Below are 15,388 nucleotides of genomic sequence, written 5' to 3' on the forward strand. Positions count from 1 at the left end.
CAAGCTGCCGCACCTCCGGTGCAGCCGGTCCAAGATACCCGTTTTTCGCGAATCGCTTGCCCGCCTGTCTCGCCCGTCCGACATATCGAAAAGTGCGCTGTGCCAGGCTGCCAGTTGGCGCTGCAGATGGTTCATTTCGAAGAGCCGTCGCAGGCAGGCAGATGGCTTGCGATGCTCAGGAGGCCGAGACCGATCGCACCTGCGGGTGCCGTGATCCGATGGCCAGGATCAGGACGGAGAACAGCGCCACAGCTGAGGCCACCAGGATCACCGTGCGGAAATCATAGATTTGTGCGATCAGACCTGCCGCCGGTCCTCCCAAAAGCCCCGTGACCATCAGCGTGTTCCAATACATCGCCGTCGCATAGGCCGGGCGGTCTTCTGCGAAGGATTGCACGAAGCTGATGGCGAGGGTGGAAAAGAGCCCGTAGTAGAATCCCTCCAGGGCAGCACCCAGCAGCATCTGCGGATAGGATTGTACCGACGCCAGAAACTGAATGGCCACGACCGCCAAGAGCCCGGTGGCCAGCAGGGACCTTCGGATGCCGACCCGCGCAATCAGGATGGGCGTCAGCAGGATGGCCAGCACCTCGACAAAGGTTTTCACGCTAAAGGCATGCCCCGGCGCGTAACCGGGCAGCCCGACCTCCTGCACGAAGAAGAGGGGCAGGGCGGTGAAGGTCATGAAATGCGCCACCGACAGGCAGAAGACGAAACTCACCGCGATCCAGAGCGCGACCGTGAGGCTGCCGCGCCGATCAGTCGTTCCGGGTGCTGTCGGCTCGATGGCCGCGTCGCGTGGCGCGACCCACCACCACAGTCCGAGCCAGATCAGTCCGACCCCCACGGCAACCTGAAAGACCGCCACCGGGCCGACCTGATCGGCCACGACAAAGGACAGCGCCGGCCCCACCATCCACGCGGTCGAGGTCGTGGCACGCATGTAGGCGTTGAAACTCGTCCGCTTGATAGCGCTGTGCTGGGCAATGATCCCGCCGAGGCTGAACATGGTCGACATCGCGCTCGAACTTACCGCAAAGCCCAGAACGCCGAAGCTGAGCACTGTCCAGAAAGCGGGGATCAGGGACAGGGCTGCCGTGGCCGTGAGGAATCCCGCAGCCGCCATGCCGATCAATGGAAAGGGCCGGGTGCCCGCGTCCATCCATTTCGCAAAGCGCCGGTTGATGAGAACAACCAGGACAGCGACAGCGCCGGCGTAAAGGCTGATCGCCCAGGGGTCGCGCCCCAGCCCTTCGACGACGAAGTACGCCATGTAAGGCATGATCATCGAACCACAGAGCGTGCCGACAAACAGCAGGCCAAGAAATGGAAGAACCTCGAAACGCACCATCAGACTGCCGTATTGCGCGGGCCGCCGCGATGCAGCCTGCCGGAGGGGTCAAACCGGCATCTATTCCAGTGCCGGGCCCTCTTTCTGCAGGGGCAGAGGGGCGCCGTCCACTGCCACATTTTGAAAAGGTACGTTCAGTTTTGAAATGATGCGGGCTGTGCCTGATCCATCGGCATGCGCGGGCGCACCGCACCGACAGCCCCAGTCAGGGCGGATGCTGACACAAGCCCGCCCATCCGTCTGGTCCGGACGGCGCCGATAGCGGGTTTGTCACCCATATGGGTGCGACAGTCCTGCTGCTTCTGAGCATACGGTCGAGACGGCCAGCACGTCCGACACCTATGCCGCGCCGGTCGGCGCAGGCCGCCGGACAGATCAAACGCGACGGCACCAGTCCGGGTCAGCCCGTCCGCAAAATATCTTTTCGCCGCACGGCCCGCGCCTGCTCAGGGGGCAACCCCGTAGCGGCTGAGCATCATGTCGACGCTGCGCTGCACGATCTGCTCCATCTCGCCTGCCGACACGATGGGCGCGCCGAACATCACCGGCCAGAAGGCCTTGGCCTTGATCAGGCCGATGAACGCCACCGCAGCATCCTCCGGGTCATCCACGGCCAGCGCACCGTTTTGCGTGGCGTCCCGCAGCATCGCCGTAAACACGCTGGTCTTGTCGATCTTGTTGTTCGCCTCTTCGGCGAGGTCCGGGTTGCGCAGGGTTTCGCTGATGATCATCCGCGCCATGGCAATCACATCGGGTGCGATCAAAAGGCGCCCCTCCGCCCAGGCCAGGTCGACCAGTTGCGCTCTCAAGGGCCGGTCCGGATCATATCGGATGTCCTGAACTTCCGAAAACCGCGCGGCAAAGACATCGACGATGGAGCGGAACAGTTTGTCTTTGCTTTCAAAGTACTTGTAAACCGTCCGCTTTGAGACCTCGGCCCGGGCCGAGATGCGGTCCATGCGCGCATCGGCAAAGCCGTTTTCCTGGAATTCCTCCACGGCGGCTCTAAGTATCTGCTCGTACTTGGACGCGCTTGGCTCGCTGCAATCGGTCATGCCGTCACCATATGCTGCAATTCTCCGACACGGTCAAACGGCAAGGTAAACTCACGAGTTTACAGGCGCGCGATTCTCGCTTAAAGTGTTGCGATCAGCGAATGGATTTCACCCCCTCAAGCCAGATGGAGAACTCTGAATGGCCTTCTCTTTGAAATTGAACGGCACCAGCCACGAGGTCGATGTTGAACCCGGGACACCGCTTTTGTGGGTCATCCGGGACGAGCTCAAGATGACCGGAACAAAATTCGGATGCGGCGTGGCCTCCTGCGGCGCCTGCACCGTGCATCTGGATGGCCAGCCCGTGCGCTCCTGCCAGACCTACGTCGAAGATGTGGAAGGCGCCGAGATCACGACCATCGAAGCTATGTCCGAGACAGAAATCGGCGCCGCCGTCCAGCAGGCCTGGGTCGAGCTTGACGTGGTGCAATGCGGCTACTGCCAGTCGGGCCAGATCATGTCCGCCGTGGGCTTGCTCAGCGAAAACCCAAAGCCCACCGCCGAAGACATCGACGCCTACATGTACGGCAACGCCTGCCGCTGTGCCACCTATCAACGCATCCGCGCCGGTATCCAGCGCGCCGCCGAAATCCTGGAGGCCTGATATGACCCTCGACACAACACGCCGCAGTTTTCTGAAAGGCGCCGCAGCCGCGGGCGCCGTCCTCTTCATCGGTGCCCGTCCGGACGGGGCGCTCGCCGCCGCCGGGGAGAGCACCGCCTTCAATCCCTTCGTCAAGATCGCGTCGGATGGCACGGTGACGGCCATCGTCAAACATGTGGAGTTCGGGCAGGGGCCCGCCACCGGCCTGTCGACGCTGATCGCCGAGGAAATCGGGTTGCGCATGGACCAGATCACCTATGACTTCGCGCCGTCGAATGCCGAAGTTTACAACAACTTCGCCTTCGGTCCGTTCCAGGGCACCGGCGGCTCGACCGCGATGGCGAATTCCTTCCAGCAGTACCGCACCGCCGGGGCCGCCGCGCGTGAGATGCTGATTGCTGCCGCCGCGCAGAGCTGGGGCGTCGATGCCTCGGAGCTTTCCATCGAGGAGGGCGTCGTGACCGGCGCGGGCCAATCCGCGCCCATCGGTGAGTTCGTCGCCGTGGCCGCCACGCTCGACGCGCCCGAGACACCTGCGCTGAAAGACCCCGCCACGTTCAAGCTGATCGGCAATCCCGACATCCGCCGCCTCGACAGCGCGATCAAGGGCGACGGGAGTGCCATGTTCGCCATGGACCTGCATCTGCCGAACCAGATGGTCGCGATGATCAAACGGCCCGAGCAGCGCGGTGGCCTCGCCACCGGCTTCGATGACAGTGCTGCGCAAGAGGTGAAGGGCTACATCATGTCCGCCGTCCTGCCCAACAGCGCAGGTGTCGCTGTCTATGCCGAGAGCACCTGGGCGGCGATGCAGGCGCGCGATGCGGTCGAGGTGGAGTGGGACCTCTCCGCCGCCGAGACCCGCAGCTCGGACGAGATCGAAGCGGAAATCCGTGCGGCCCTCGACGCGGAGCCCACCTACAACGTGAATAAATCGGATCAGGCTGCGACCCAGGCGCTGCTCAACGGCGCGGATCAGGTGCTGGAGCAGAGTTTCTACTTCCCGCTGCTCGCCCATGCCCCGATGGAGCCGCTCAATTGCACCATCGAAGCCACCGAAGACGGCGGCATCCGGTTGCATGACGGCTGCCAGTTGCCCACCGGGCCGCATATGGCGCTCTCGCAGATCTTCGAGCTGCCGATGGAGAAGATCGAGATCAAGACGATGCTCGCGGGCGGCTCCTTCGGGCGCCGTGCGACCCCGGATGCGGATTATCAGGTCGAGGCCGCGCTGGCCTTCGTGGTCACCGACCGCTCGCGCCCGGTCAAGCTGGTCTGGTCGCGCGAGGATGATCTGCGCAGCGGCTATTACCGCCCCGCCTTCGGTCACAAGGTCAAGGTCGGTCTCGACGCCGACGGCCGGATCGTCGGCTGGGATCACCGGATCGCGGGGCAGTCGATCATGAAGGGCACCGCGTTCGAGCCGATGCTGGTGCATGACGGCGTGGATCACAGCTCCGTCGAGGGTGCGTCCGACACGCCCTACCAGATCCCCGGCGCCTTCTTCGGCCTGACGGATACGGAGAAGGCGACCAGCACGCTCTGGTGGCGCTCGGTGGGGCACACCCACACCGCCTATGTGATGGAGGTCATGATGGACATGGCCGCCAAGGCAGCGGGTCAGGACCCGGTGGCCTACCGCCTCAGCTACCTGACCGGCGGGGCCGATCAGGACCGGCTCGCCGGTGTGCTGAAACTGGCCACTGAGAAAGCGGGCTGGGGCAGCGCGCCCGCAGGCCACGCGCAAGGTGTCGCGGTGCACAAGTCCTTCGGCTCCTACGTGGCTGAGGTGGTCGAGGTCTCCGGTTCGGCTGAAGACGGTGTGCGGATCGAGAAGATCACCTGCGCCGTCGATTGCGGCCTGCCCGTGAACCCGGATGTCATCAAGGCACAGATGGAGGGCGGCATCGGCTACGGCATCGGCCATGTGATGCGTGACCGGATCACGCTCACCGGCGGCGCGGTCGATCAGTACAACTTCCCCGACTACGAGCCGCTGCGCATCGGCGATATCGCGGCCATCGACGTGCATATCGTGCCCTCCGCAGAAGCCCCGACCGGTGTGGGCGAGCCGGGCACACCGCCTGCCGCGCCCGCCCTGGCAAATGCGATTGCGGCGGCCAGTGATGATCTGCGGGTCTCCAGCCTGCCGATGGACGAGAACGGCGTCGCCTTCGCCTGAGCCCGAACCTCGGCGTCACCGGGCCGCCCCCGGTGACGCCATCCAGACCTCTGCAGCAGGGTTCGGTCCACCCTCGGCACCCCCGGATACCGTGATCCCCGTCGCTGACCGGGACCGTACTGCCTGCAATTTGCGGATTTGATTTGAACCTATCGAGGTTCGCGCCAGTGCGCGGGGTCCGGCCAAGCGCCTCATGGCCATCGGTTCCGTTCGCTGAAACCTGTCCCGAATTCTGTCTCGAGCTGCATCAGGACCCAAAAGATGTCGCCCCGTCCAAGCCCGGGGGATGCGCTGACAGGCGATCAAATGTGACGCACCGCGGACATTGATCGCCAGCGGAGGTGGGGCCGCACCGCTGCGCAGGTAGGCAGGGTTTCGCAGGGCCTCTCTCTCAGCGGTCGCCAGTGCCGCAGCCACCCGGCAGCCATTTGCCGATCTCCTGCAACACAAGGGCGCGCCGCGCGGTCTCGCCGTGGCGGTGACCCCGCAGCGCGCCCGCGCCGGGCTAGAGCGTCTTTCGGAAGATCACCTTGTCATCCCCCGCCGCCCAGAAACCCGCGATGCGGGCCTCCTCGCTGTATCCGATCTTGCCGTAGAACCGGCGGACGGAGGCGAACGCCTCCGTCCCCGATGTCTCGACAATCAGCAGCCGCTGCCCCGCCGCGCGCAAGTGGTCCTCCGTCGCGCGGACGAGAGCCGCTCCGCGCCCGGCCCCGTGTTGCGTGGGATGCACCGCCAGCGCGCGCAGGTTCCAGGTGCCGTCGGTGAGCGCCTCGGGTTCGGCATAGCTGAGGCCCACAGGGGCCCCCGCGACCACGCAGCTCAGCCAGAGCGCGGCGCGCTCTCCGGTCAGCGCCGGCGCCAGCATCTCCGCCAGCATCTCGCTGGGAAAGAGCCCGGTGGCCTGAACCACCTGCTCCAGCGCGGCCAGATCACCCCGCTCGGTCGGTCGTAGGGTCATATCTGTCATGTCGTCTCCTATCTGTTGTCGAGTTGCGCCCGCACGGCGGTGATGCCCGCCCGCGTGGCCCGATACGGTTGGCCCTGTCGCGACCGGATCAAGCCGCGTTTGCGCAGCCGGTCAAAGAGCGTCAGCGTGCAATCGGTCAGCACATGACCGTCACGGGTGACGCAAAAGACCTCGTGGACCTTGCCGCTCGGCAGGCGCTCAAAGTGGATCGCCCCGCCTTGCGCAAGGGCATGCAGCACACGCTGCTCGTGTTTTGAGATATTCAATGGACTGTCTCGTGAGTTGATGTCATCAGAACGGGCGTCCGGGCCGGTGCGCGGACGTCCTATGGCTCAGATCGGTCCAGGCTGGCTGGACCCTAGCGCCGGGTCTCTGTCGTAGACATACAAACTCCATCGTCCCGCAATCCTGGGGACGTGGCGCAGTCTCTAATCGAACACGTCGTTTTCGGCAAGCCTGCTCAGCAGGATGTGTCGCGCAAGGCTGCGGCGCGCTGTTCAAGCCAGCGACGCGAAGGCGCGTCCGTGCACAGTGCGATGGCCTTGGCATAGGCCTCCGCCGCCTCGCCGCGGCGGTCCATCCGCTCCAGGCAATGGGCGCGCACGGCCTGGGCGGGCTGGTATCGGGCAAGCCCGTCAAAACCGATCTGATCGAGCAGCGCGAGGCCCTCTGCTGGCCCCGCATCTTCGGCCACCGCCGCCGCGCGGCTGACCGCCGCGCCAATGGTCGGGAAGGCCTGCACCAGGCCAGCATAGAGCTGCGACAGAGCGCGCCAATCGGTCCGGCCGGTCACCGCGCGGGCCGCATGCACCGACTGGATCGCCGCCTCCAATTGAAACCGCCCCGGCACCCCATGCGTCGCCGCCCGCTGCAAGAGCGCGGTGGAGCGGTCGATCAGGGCCTTATCCCAAAGCGTCGTGTCCTGCTCCGGCACGGGCACCAGCACCCCATCCGCGAGGCGCGCATCCCGCCGCGCCTCGATAAAGCCGATGAGCGCGGTCAGCCCCAGCGCCTCCGGATCGTCCGGCGCCAGATCGGCCAGCACGGTGCTGAGGAAGAACGCCTCGTGCGAGAGATCACCCGCGCCCGCCATCCAGTCCACCGCATAGGCGCCATAGACCGCCTCCAGCACCGCGCTCATGCGGCTGGGGTAGTGCGCGGGCTCCGGCACCACGAAGGGGATGCCCGCCGCCTTGATCTTGCGTTTGGCGCGCACCAGCCGCTGCGCCATGGCCGCCGGTGAGGTCAGAAACGCCCGCGCGATCTCCTCGGCCTCCAGCCCCAGCACCGTCTGCAGCATCAGCGGCGTGTGCACGCCCGCATCAATCGCCGGATGTGCGCAGACAAAGAGCAGTTTCAGGCGTTCGTCGAGGCTCTCATCTGTCTCGGCGGGCGCGGCCATCTCGGGCACCTCCTCGATGATCACCAGCCGCTGATCCTTGCGCGCGGCATCGATGCGCTTGTTCCTGGCCACGGTGAGCAACCAGGCCTCGGGCCGGTCCGGCACACCCCGCGCGGGCCAGGTCGTCAAAGCAGCGACAAAGGCGTCCGCCAAAGCATCTTCGGCGGCGATGATGTCACCGGTGCTGCTGGCGAGCATCGCCAGCAGCTTGCCGTACGCCCCGCGCGCCACATCCTCGGCGCGTCGGGCCGCGTCCTGCGGGCTCAATAGTCACCCATGGCTGAGGCGCGGATTTCGACCTTCCCGGTCTTGGCGGCCGGGCATTTCTCCGCCCAGGCAAGGGCCGCATCCAGATCCGGCACCTCGATGGCAAAAAACCCGCCAAGGCTCTCCTTGGTCTCGGCAAAGGGGCCGTCCTGCACCCGTGTCTCTCCGTCTTTCAGCGTGATCGTCGTCGCCGTCTCCGCCGGGTGCAGCCAGTCGGTATCGACAAACACCCCCGCCTCCTGCAACGCCCCGATATAGGCGCCGTAGACCTCCTTCTCGCGCGCCCAGTCCTCGGGCGTCATATGGGCAAAGTCCGCCGGGTCGGAATAGAGCAGAAATGTGTAACGCATGGGTTTTCTCCTGTTTGCTGAGGGTATTAAGCGGCGGCCTTGCGCAGGTTTTCAAGACCGAGCTCGAGGGTCGGGCCCATCATGCGCTCCATGAAGAGGCCAAAGACGCGGAACACCGGGTTGATCCCCATGTCGCTCTCGATGCGCCAGGTCACCTGCGTGCCGGTCTCGGAGGGCACCGCGTGGATCGCCTGCGTGGGCTGCCCCATCGCACCCAGATCAATGGCATAGCGTACCGTGTCGTCGGTCACGCCCGCCACGGTCTGCTGGCCTTTGCCCTCCTTGCCGTCGAAGTGAAAGCCCGACCCCACGCCCGCCTCCGGTCCAAAGAGGTCGATCTTCAACTCCGGATCGCGTGTCTTGTAGGGGTTGAACGCCTGATAGCCGCTGTTCGACGCGGCAAGCGACAGCACGGCCTCCGGTGTGGCCTCCAGAACTGCCGAACGTTCCACGCTCACGTGCCGGGGCAGGGCGAGCGTGGCCGCACTCAGCGCGATCAGGCCGCCCGCGATCCACAGGGCCGGTGTTGCAAATGTCATGTCTCTGTCTCCTCGTGTTTGGCGAAGGGCAGGTGTGCCGCTTCACCTCCACGACGGACGGAGAGCGCACCAATCGACAAAAGGCGCAAAGTTTTTTTCAGGTTTGTTACGCGCAGCGCGACGCGGGCACCGTCACCTGCCCGACAAGACACTCATGATCCGAGAGTGGCGTGTCATCGGGCGTCAGCGCAGGCACGATCTGACCACCCGCGCCCGTCAGCCCGCGATGGCAAAACCAGTCGAGCTTCATCTTGCGGGTCGGGTGCGGGGTGATCAGGCTCTTGCGCGTGGTGGTGCCGTCGGGCGTCAGTGACCAGGCATAACCCCGCTCTTCGGCCAGCGCAAAGAGTGTCTCCTGGCGCCAGTCATAATCAGGGGGCATGTGGTTGCCGGTGTTCAGATCACCACCGATCAGCACCGGCATCTCCCCCGCGAAGACCTCGACCTCCGTCAGCAGTCGCGCGAGTTCCGCATGGCGATGGGGCGCCTGCGCGTTGCTCTCCAGGTGGGTGGAGACCACGCAGACAGGCCCCGCTTCCGTGGGCAGCACCGCCGCCACGGCCATCCGTCCGCCCACGCGGGGCTGGTCTGTCTGGCCGGCCGCACCGGTGAACCAGTGCCCGTCCCGGTCAAGACGGATCAGCGCCAGCCGCTCAAACGGGGCAGCGGACAGGATGCCATTCCCGTGCCAGCCCCGCGCATTGAAATCGTCCTTGCAGAAATGCCGTTCCGTCGGGCCACCGAGGCCCATCTCGTAAAACTCGACGCCAAAGGCGTAGTGCATCCCCATGGCCTCGGCCATCGCGGCCACGGTGTTGCGCTGGCCGGTCCGGGCCATGCCGCTGTCCATTTCGCTGAGCAGGGCCACTTTGACATCATGGCGCTGCAGCAAGGCGGCGCTTTCCTCCGGGTCGAGGCAGCGCTCCACGTTCCAGGCGGCGATAGACAACCGGCCCGCCAACGGCGCGTCGGGGCCAGAGCCGCCTACCTCCAGCCCGGTCATCGCCGGGATCTCCCGCATCAGCTGCGCATGGGCCTCAGACGTGCGCGCAGCGGAGAAGATCGCCGCGCGCTGGCTGTCCGTCACATCCGGCAGCCGGTCAAAGATCTGCGTCACAGCCGGCGGCCTGCCTCAGCGTCAAAGAAATGCACCGCGCCGGGTTTCAGGGCCACCTTGGCAGGCCCGGTCTGCGCCGGTTGATCCTTGTTCACGCTGACCGAGAAGGGTTGGCCGCTCAACCGGCCGTGCAGCAGCCGGTGCGCGCCCAGCTCTTCCACGATCTCGACCTCAAACGGCAGGGGGCCGCTGGCATCCAGCGCCACATCTTCAGGGCGAATACCAATCTGGATCTTGCCGGTGTGGCTCGGCGCGCCCGCACCATTCAGCGACACACCCCCATCCAGCGTCGCCTGTTGCCCATCGCTGGTGCCGGTGAAGATGTTCATCGGCGGCGCCCCCATGAAACTCGCCACGAAGGTCGAAGCGGGCTGGCTGTAAATCTCGCCCGGCGTGCCGATCTGCTCGATCCGCCCGGCATTGAGCACGATGATCCGGTCGGCCAGCGTCATCGCTTCGACCTGATCATGGGTCACATACATCGCCGTCACGCCAAGGCGTTGCTGCAGCGCGCGGATCTCGATGCGCATCTGGTTGCGCAGCTTGGCATCCAGGTTCGAGAGCGGCTCGTCAAAGAGGAACAGCTCCGGCGAGCGCACGATCGCGCGCCCCATCGCCACCCGCTGCCGCTGCCCGCCCGACAGCTGGCTGGGCCGCCGGTTGAGATACTCTGAGAGGTTCAGCATCTTGGCAGCTTCAGCCACCTTCTGGTTGATCTCGGCTTTGGGCAGCCCGCGGTTTTTCAGCCCATAGCCCATGTTCTTGGCGACCGTCATATGCGGATAGAGCGCGTAGTTCTGGAACACCATCGCGATGTTCCGATTGGCCGGTTCCACGTCATTCATGACCGCATCACCGATCATCAGCGTGCCATCCGTAATCTCCTCCAGCCCGGCCACCATGCGCAGCAGCGTGGACTTGCCACAGCCCGATGGCCCCACCAGCACCACCAGTTCGCCATCGGGGATGTCGATGTCACAGGGCTCCACCGCTTCCACCCCATTGGGGTAGACCTTGCGCACCCCGTCCAGTTTGACCTTTGCCATTCGCGTGGCTCCTTACTTGTCGGATTCTGTGAGGCCCTTGACGAACCAGCTTTGGAAGAACACCACCACCAGAACGGGCGGTGTCATGGCGATGATCGCAAGCGCTGCGGCCTCGCCATATTCGGGGGTCGAAGAGCCATCGGCATAGGCCTGCATGATCTGCCGGATGCCGCGCACCAGGGTAAACAGGCTCTCATCGGTGGTGATCAGCGTGGGCCAGAGATACTGGTTCCAGCCGAAGACGAACATGATGATGAACATCGCCGCGATCATCGTCTGGCTGAGGGGCACGAGGATATCGATGAAGAACTTCACCGGGCCTGCGCCGTCGATCCGCGCCGCTTCGATCAGCTCCTCCGGCACGGACATGAAGAACTGCCGGAAAAAAAACGTCGCCGTTGCCGAGGCGATCAAAGGCACAATGAGGCCCGTATAGGTGTTGCCCAGGTTCATCCAGGTGATGACCTCATAGGAGGGCAGGATGCGCACCTCCAGCGGCAGCAGAAGCGTGGTGAAGATCATCCAGAAGGCCAGCGTGGCAAAGCGCAGGCGGAAGTAGACGATGGCATAGGCCGCCATCATGCCCACGATGATCTTGCCGATGGCAAAGCCGATCCCGAGGATCAGCGAGTTGGCCAGCATGGTCACGCCATTCACGCTGTCGGTGAAGCCGCCGTACTCGAAGAGGGCCGCGTTGTAGTTGTTCGCCATATCGTCGGAGAAGCCGAATTGCAGGCCCTCGCGGTGCAGCGTGATGTCGTCCCAGCTTGAGGAGGCGAAGATCATGAAGACCGGCACCAGCATCAGCAGCGCGCCGGCGATCAGGATCGCGTGGTCGCCGATGTGTTCCCATTTGATGCGCTTGGCGGGGCGGGCGGTCGATTGCGCTTCGATGCGGCTTTCGGTGATATCTGCCATCTGCCTGCCTCCTTACGTATAATGTATGCGGCGTTCCAGGAAGCGGAACTGCACGACGGTCAGAATGAGCACCAGCACCATCAGCACGACCGACTGCGCCGAAGAGCCGCCCAGATCACCGCCCCGGAAGCCATCGACAAACACGCGATAGACCAGCGTCATCGGGTTGTTGCCGGGCTCGCCCTTCACGATGGTGTCGACGATGCCGAAGGTATCAAAGAGCGCATAGGTGATGTTGATGATCAACAGGAAGAACCCGGTGGGTGCGAGCAGCGGGAAGGTGATGTCCCAGAACCGGCTGCTGCCCGAGGCATTGTCGATCAGCGCCGCTTCGCGCACCGATCTCGGGATGGCCTGCAGACCCGAGAGGAAGAAGATGAAGTTGACGGGGATCTGTTTCCAGATCGAGACCGTGATCATCGCCGCCGCCGTATCCCAGTAGTTCACACCGAGGCGGTAGTCATAGCCGAAGCTGGCCAGCAGCTGCGTGATGTTCCCGCGCGACTGATCGAACAGCATCACACCCATCAGTCCCGCCACGGGCGGCGCGATCGCATAAACCCACATCAGCAACGTGCGATAGGTCTTGGCGCCGCGGATCACCTTGTCGGCCTTCACGGCCAGCAGCAGCGCGATGGCCAGCGAAAAGAACGTGACCAGCGTGGTGAAGATCACCGTGAACCAGAAGCTGGAGAGATACGTGCGCGACGTTGTCAGACGGGTGTAGTTGTCCATGCCCACATAGGTCGACCCAAAGCCGAAGGGGTCCTGCAGGTAGAAGGAGGACTGGATCGCATAGCCCGCGGGCCAGTAGAAGAAGATGGCGATGATCACCAATTGTGGGATCAGCAACAGGATCGGAAAGCCGATCTGCCCAAAAGCGGCGCGTTTCACTGGTTGGTCCCCCCTGCCCAGTTACAAGTGCAACGGTGGCCAGGCACGGGCCCGGCCACCGTTCGTGTTCTGTGCTTAGCCCTGAGTGCGCGCGAAGCGCGACAGCAGATCGTTGGCTTCCGTTTCGATGATCTCGAAAGCCTCGTCGACGGTGGCTTCACCGGTCAGGATGCGGCCGTATTCGCGGTTCATCACGTCGCGGATCTGCACGTAGAAGCCCATGCGATAGCCACGGGTGAAGTCGCCGCCGGGCAGGCTGAGCTGCTGGATGCCGACCTCGGCTGCCGGGAACTCCTCGTAGTGGCCTTGCTCGGCGGCCAGCTCATAGGCGGCTGTGGTGATCGGTACATAGCCGGTCTCTTTGTGCCACATCACCTGCGTGTCGGCAGAGGCCAGGAAGTCGAAGAAGGCCGCCGCGGCTGCGTTTTCGGCCTCATCATGTCCCGACATGGCAAAGAGAGCAGCACCACCGATGAAGGTTTGTGTGGGCTCTGTTGTCACCGCTTCCCAGTAGGGCAGCATGGTGGCGGAGAAGTTGAAGTCCACACGGTCCTGGATACCCCCGAAGGAGCCGGAGGAGCCCAGCCACATGGCCACCTGACCGGATTCAAACGGGTCCTGGTTGTCGGACCAGCCGGTGCCGTACCATTCAAAGAGGCCCGCCTCTTTCCAGTCCGTCAGCGCCTGGAAATGCGCTCTGATCGCCGGGTGGTTGACCATGATCTGGGTGTCGAGCCCGGTATAGCCGTTGTCGTTCGAGGCGAATTGAAGATTGTGGCGCGAGAAGAAGTTCTCGGTGAAGATCCAGGGCAGGTGCGACTGGCTCAGCGGGATATACCCGGCTTCCTTCAGCGCAGGACCCGTGGTTTCGGCAAACTCTTCCCAGGTTTTGGGGGCAGTCACACCAGCCGCGTCCAGCGCATCCTGATTGTAATAGAGGATCGGCGTGGAGGAGTTGAACGGCATGCCGATCATCTTGCCATCCGCATCGGCATAGAAATAGCGCACACCGGCAATATAGTCGTTGATGTCGAAGTCGAGCTTGTTCTGCTCCAGCAGGTCTTCCACGGGAATGACGGCGCCCGCAGCCCCGATCACGGTGGCGGCACCCGCGTCGAAGACCTGAATGATGTTGGGCTGCTCGCCCGCGCGGAAGGCCGCGATGCCCGCAGTCAGCGTTTCCTCATAAGATCCCTTGAAGACGGGCGTGATCTTGTACTCGTCCTGGCTGGCGTTGAAGTCCTTTGCCACCTGGTTGACGGTCTCGCCGAGCTGGCCACCCATCGCATGCCAGAAGGTGATCTCGGTTTCTGCAAAACTCGCCGTGGCCGTCAGGCCGAAGGCAGTTGTTGCAGCGATTTTGAGTAGGTTCATCTTTCTCTCCCCAAGTTGGTTGCGCAAGACGCGCGTTCAGGTGTCCTGCGACCCGCCGATGCGGTGCAGTATATCATGCGCCACATCGGTCAGAGTCCCGCGACGATAGCCGCCAGATGCGATTGCATCAACGGGGTTGAGTCCAAATGTGCACACGTGTTCAGATACCGGCACTTGGTGACACCCATGTGACGGTGCGCGGTGACCCTGCGCACCCGACGACTGATGATCCGGTACGGCCGATGACCGACGAGAACGCCCCCCTGCAACCGACCCCCCGACGCCCGCGCAGGGTCACCGCGCAGGACGTCGCACAGGCGGCCGGCGTCTCGCGCACCGCCGTCTCCCGGGCGTTCAACCCCGACAGCTACCTGGATCCGGCCAAGCGCGAGCGGGTGCTGAAAACGGCGCTCGACATCGGCTATCGCCCCAACGCGCTCGCGGCCAGCCTGCAGGGCACGCGCACCGGGCTGGTCGGCGTGATCGCCGGTGATCTCGGCAGCCCCTACGACAGCGAAGTCCTCGCCGCCCTCGTGGCGTCGCTCACCCGGGCCGACAAGTGGCCGCTGGTGCTCGGCGGGCCCGATGCCGTCACCGATCAGGCCATCCTGTCGGTGCTGCGCTACCCGCTCGATGCGCTGATCATCCGTGGCGGCAGCCTCGGCCCCGAGATCACGGCGACCTGCGAAAAACTCAACATTCCCATGATCTTCGCAGGCCGCATCGGCAGCAATCCGCAGGCCGACAGCGTGGTCTGCGACAACCGTGCGGGCACGACCGAGGCCGTGGATCTGCTCCTGAACGGCGGGCGGCGGCGCTTCGGCTATCTGGGTGGCCCGGCCAACTGGTCGTCCGAACGGGAGCGTCTGGCTGGTGTGGTGTCGCGCCTCGCCGGTGCGGGGCTTGCTCTCGTCGCCCATCGGCATGCGGATTACACCTTTGAGGGCGGTCGCCGGGCGGCGCGCGCGCTGCTCGACACCCGCGCGCTCGATGCGCTGATCTGCGGCAATGATGCGATGGCGCTGGGCGCGCTCTGCTGCGCGCGCCATGATCTCGGCCTTGCGGTGCCGGACGATCTGGCCCTCGTCGGGTTTGACGACATCGCCATGGCGCGCTGGCCCGAGTACCGCCTGACCACCGTCCGCAATCCCATCGAGAGCACCGTTGCGGCGATCGTGCGGCTGCTCGAGATGCGCATGGCCCATCCGCAGCGGCCCGCAGAGCGCGTGATGATCACACCGACATTGATCGCCCGCGCGACGCATTGAGCGCGTCAAACTCTCCTAAAATTCGAGTAAAGTCCGCGCCGTTTTCCGGCC

The 15,388-nt window shown here is 64.5% G+C and carries 15 protein-coding genes; 3 read left to right on the forward strand and 12 right to left on the reverse strand.

Annotation, left to right across the window (positions count from 1 at the left end; all coding sequences use genetic code 11):
- Positions 1-175 precede the first annotated feature (175 nt).
- Together Q1A71_RS20760 and Q1A71_RS20765 are read right to left on the reverse strand one after the other, a co-directional pair.
- Positions 176-1,351, reverse strand: coding sequence for an MFS transporter (locus Q1A71_RS20760; RefSeq protein ID WP_299681244.1), 1,176 nt, complete (start codon positions 1,349-1,351; stop codon positions 176-178).
- Positions 1,352-1,797: 446 nt separating this feature from the next.
- Positions 1,798-2,406: a TetR/AcrR family transcriptional regulator gene (locus tag Q1A71_RS20765; protein ID WP_299681246.1), complete on the reverse strand. Its 609-nt coding sequence runs from the start codon at positions 2,404-2,406 to the stop codon at positions 1,798-1,800.
- Positions 2,407-2,545: 139 nt separating this feature from the next.
- On the opposite strand from Q1A71_RS20765, the gene Q1A71_RS20770 reads away from it, so the two are divergent.
- Positions 2,546-3,010 carry a (2Fe-2S)-binding protein gene (locus Q1A71_RS20770; RefSeq protein WP_299681249.1) on the forward strand — a complete coding sequence of 155 codons (465 nt, stop codon included), beginning with the start codon at positions 2,546-2,548 and terminating at the stop codon, positions 3,008-3,010.
- 1 nt (position 3,011) lies between these two features.
- The gene (locus Q1A71_RS20775) at positions 3,012-5,192 is read left to right on the forward strand and encodes a molybdopterin cofactor-binding domain-containing protein (protein ID WP_299681252.1); all 2,181 of its coding nucleotides are present in this window, start codon (positions 3,012-3,014) and stop codon (positions 5,190-5,192) included.
- Between the two features lie 505 nt (positions 5,193-5,697).
- On the opposite strand, the gene Q1A71_RS20780 is transcribed toward Q1A71_RS20775, so the two are convergent.
- From Q1A71_RS20780 to Q1A71_RS20825, 10 genes are all read right to left on the reverse strand, one after another.
- Complete coding sequence (locus Q1A71_RS20780; RefSeq protein WP_299681255.1) at positions 5,698-6,162, reverse strand: GNAT family N-acetyltransferase; 465 nt, start codon at positions 6,160-6,162, stop codon at positions 5,698-5,700.
- An 8-nt stretch (positions 6,163-6,170) separates the two neighbouring features.
- Complete coding sequence (locus tag Q1A71_RS20785; protein WP_299681258.1) at positions 6,171-6,428, reverse strand: YjhX family toxin; 258 nt, start codon at positions 6,426-6,428, stop codon at positions 6,171-6,173.
- Between the two features lie 194 nt (positions 6,429-6,622).
- Positions 6,623-7,831 (reverse strand): DUF6596 domain-containing protein, encoded by a 1,209-nt coding sequence (locus tag Q1A71_RS20790; protein ID WP_299681261.1) that lies wholly within the window; start codon positions 7,829-7,831, stop codon positions 6,623-6,625.
- Positions 7,828-8,181 carry a YciI family protein gene (locus tag Q1A71_RS20795; RefSeq protein ID WP_299681264.1) on the reverse strand — a complete coding sequence of 118 codons (354 nt, stop codon included), beginning with the start codon at positions 8,179-8,181 and terminating at the stop codon, positions 7,828-7,830. The genes Q1A71_RS20790 and Q1A71_RS20795 overlap by 4 nt, the downstream gene beginning before the upstream one ends.
- A 26-nt stretch (positions 8,182-8,207) precedes the next feature.
- Positions 8,208-8,720, reverse strand: coding sequence for an SRPBCC family protein (locus tag Q1A71_RS20800; protein WP_299681267.1), 513 nt, complete (start codon positions 8,718-8,720; stop codon positions 8,208-8,210).
- 106 nt (positions 8,721-8,826) lie between these two features.
- Positions 8,827-9,837, reverse strand: coding sequence for an endonuclease/exonuclease/phosphatase family protein (locus Q1A71_RS20805; protein WP_299681270.1), 1,011 nt, complete (start codon positions 9,835-9,837; stop codon positions 8,827-8,829).
- On the reverse strand, positions 9,834-10,883 hold the full coding sequence (ugpC, locus tag Q1A71_RS20810) for a sn-glycerol-3-phosphate ABC transporter ATP-binding protein UgpC (RefSeq protein ID WP_299681273.1): 1,050 nt from the start codon (positions 10,881-10,883) through the stop codon (positions 9,834-9,836). The genes Q1A71_RS20805 and ugpC overlap by 4 nt, the downstream gene beginning before the upstream one ends.
- 12 nt (positions 10,884-10,895) lie before the next feature.
- Complete coding sequence (locus Q1A71_RS20815) at positions 10,896-11,801, reverse strand: ABC transporter permease subunit (protein WP_299681276.1); 906 nt, start codon at positions 11,799-11,801, stop codon at positions 10,896-10,898.
- A 12-nt stretch (positions 11,802-11,813) separates the two neighbouring features.
- The gene (locus tag Q1A71_RS20820) at positions 11,814-12,695 is read right to left on the reverse strand and encodes an ABC transporter permease subunit (RefSeq protein WP_299681279.1); all 882 of its coding nucleotides are present in this window, start codon (positions 12,693-12,695) and stop codon (positions 11,814-11,816) included.
- A gap of 75 nt (positions 12,696-12,770) precedes the next feature.
- Positions 12,771-14,069, reverse strand: coding sequence for an extracellular solute-binding protein (locus tag Q1A71_RS20825; protein ID WP_299681282.1), 1,299 nt, complete (start codon positions 14,067-14,069; stop codon positions 12,771-12,773).
- Between the two features lie 146 nt (positions 14,070-14,215).
- On the opposite strand from Q1A71_RS20825, the gene Q1A71_RS20830 reads away from it, so the two are divergent.
- Entirely contained in the window at positions 14,216-15,337 is a 1,122-nt protein-coding gene (locus Q1A71_RS20830; protein ID WP_299681285.1) for a LacI family DNA-binding transcriptional regulator, read from the forward strand.
- Positions 15,338-15,388 lie beyond the last annotated feature (51 nt).

Source organism: uncultured Roseobacter sp. (assembly GCF_947493125.1).
Taxonomy (GTDB): domain Bacteria; phylum Pseudomonadota; class Alphaproteobacteria; order Rhodobacterales; family Rhodobacteraceae; genus Roseobacter.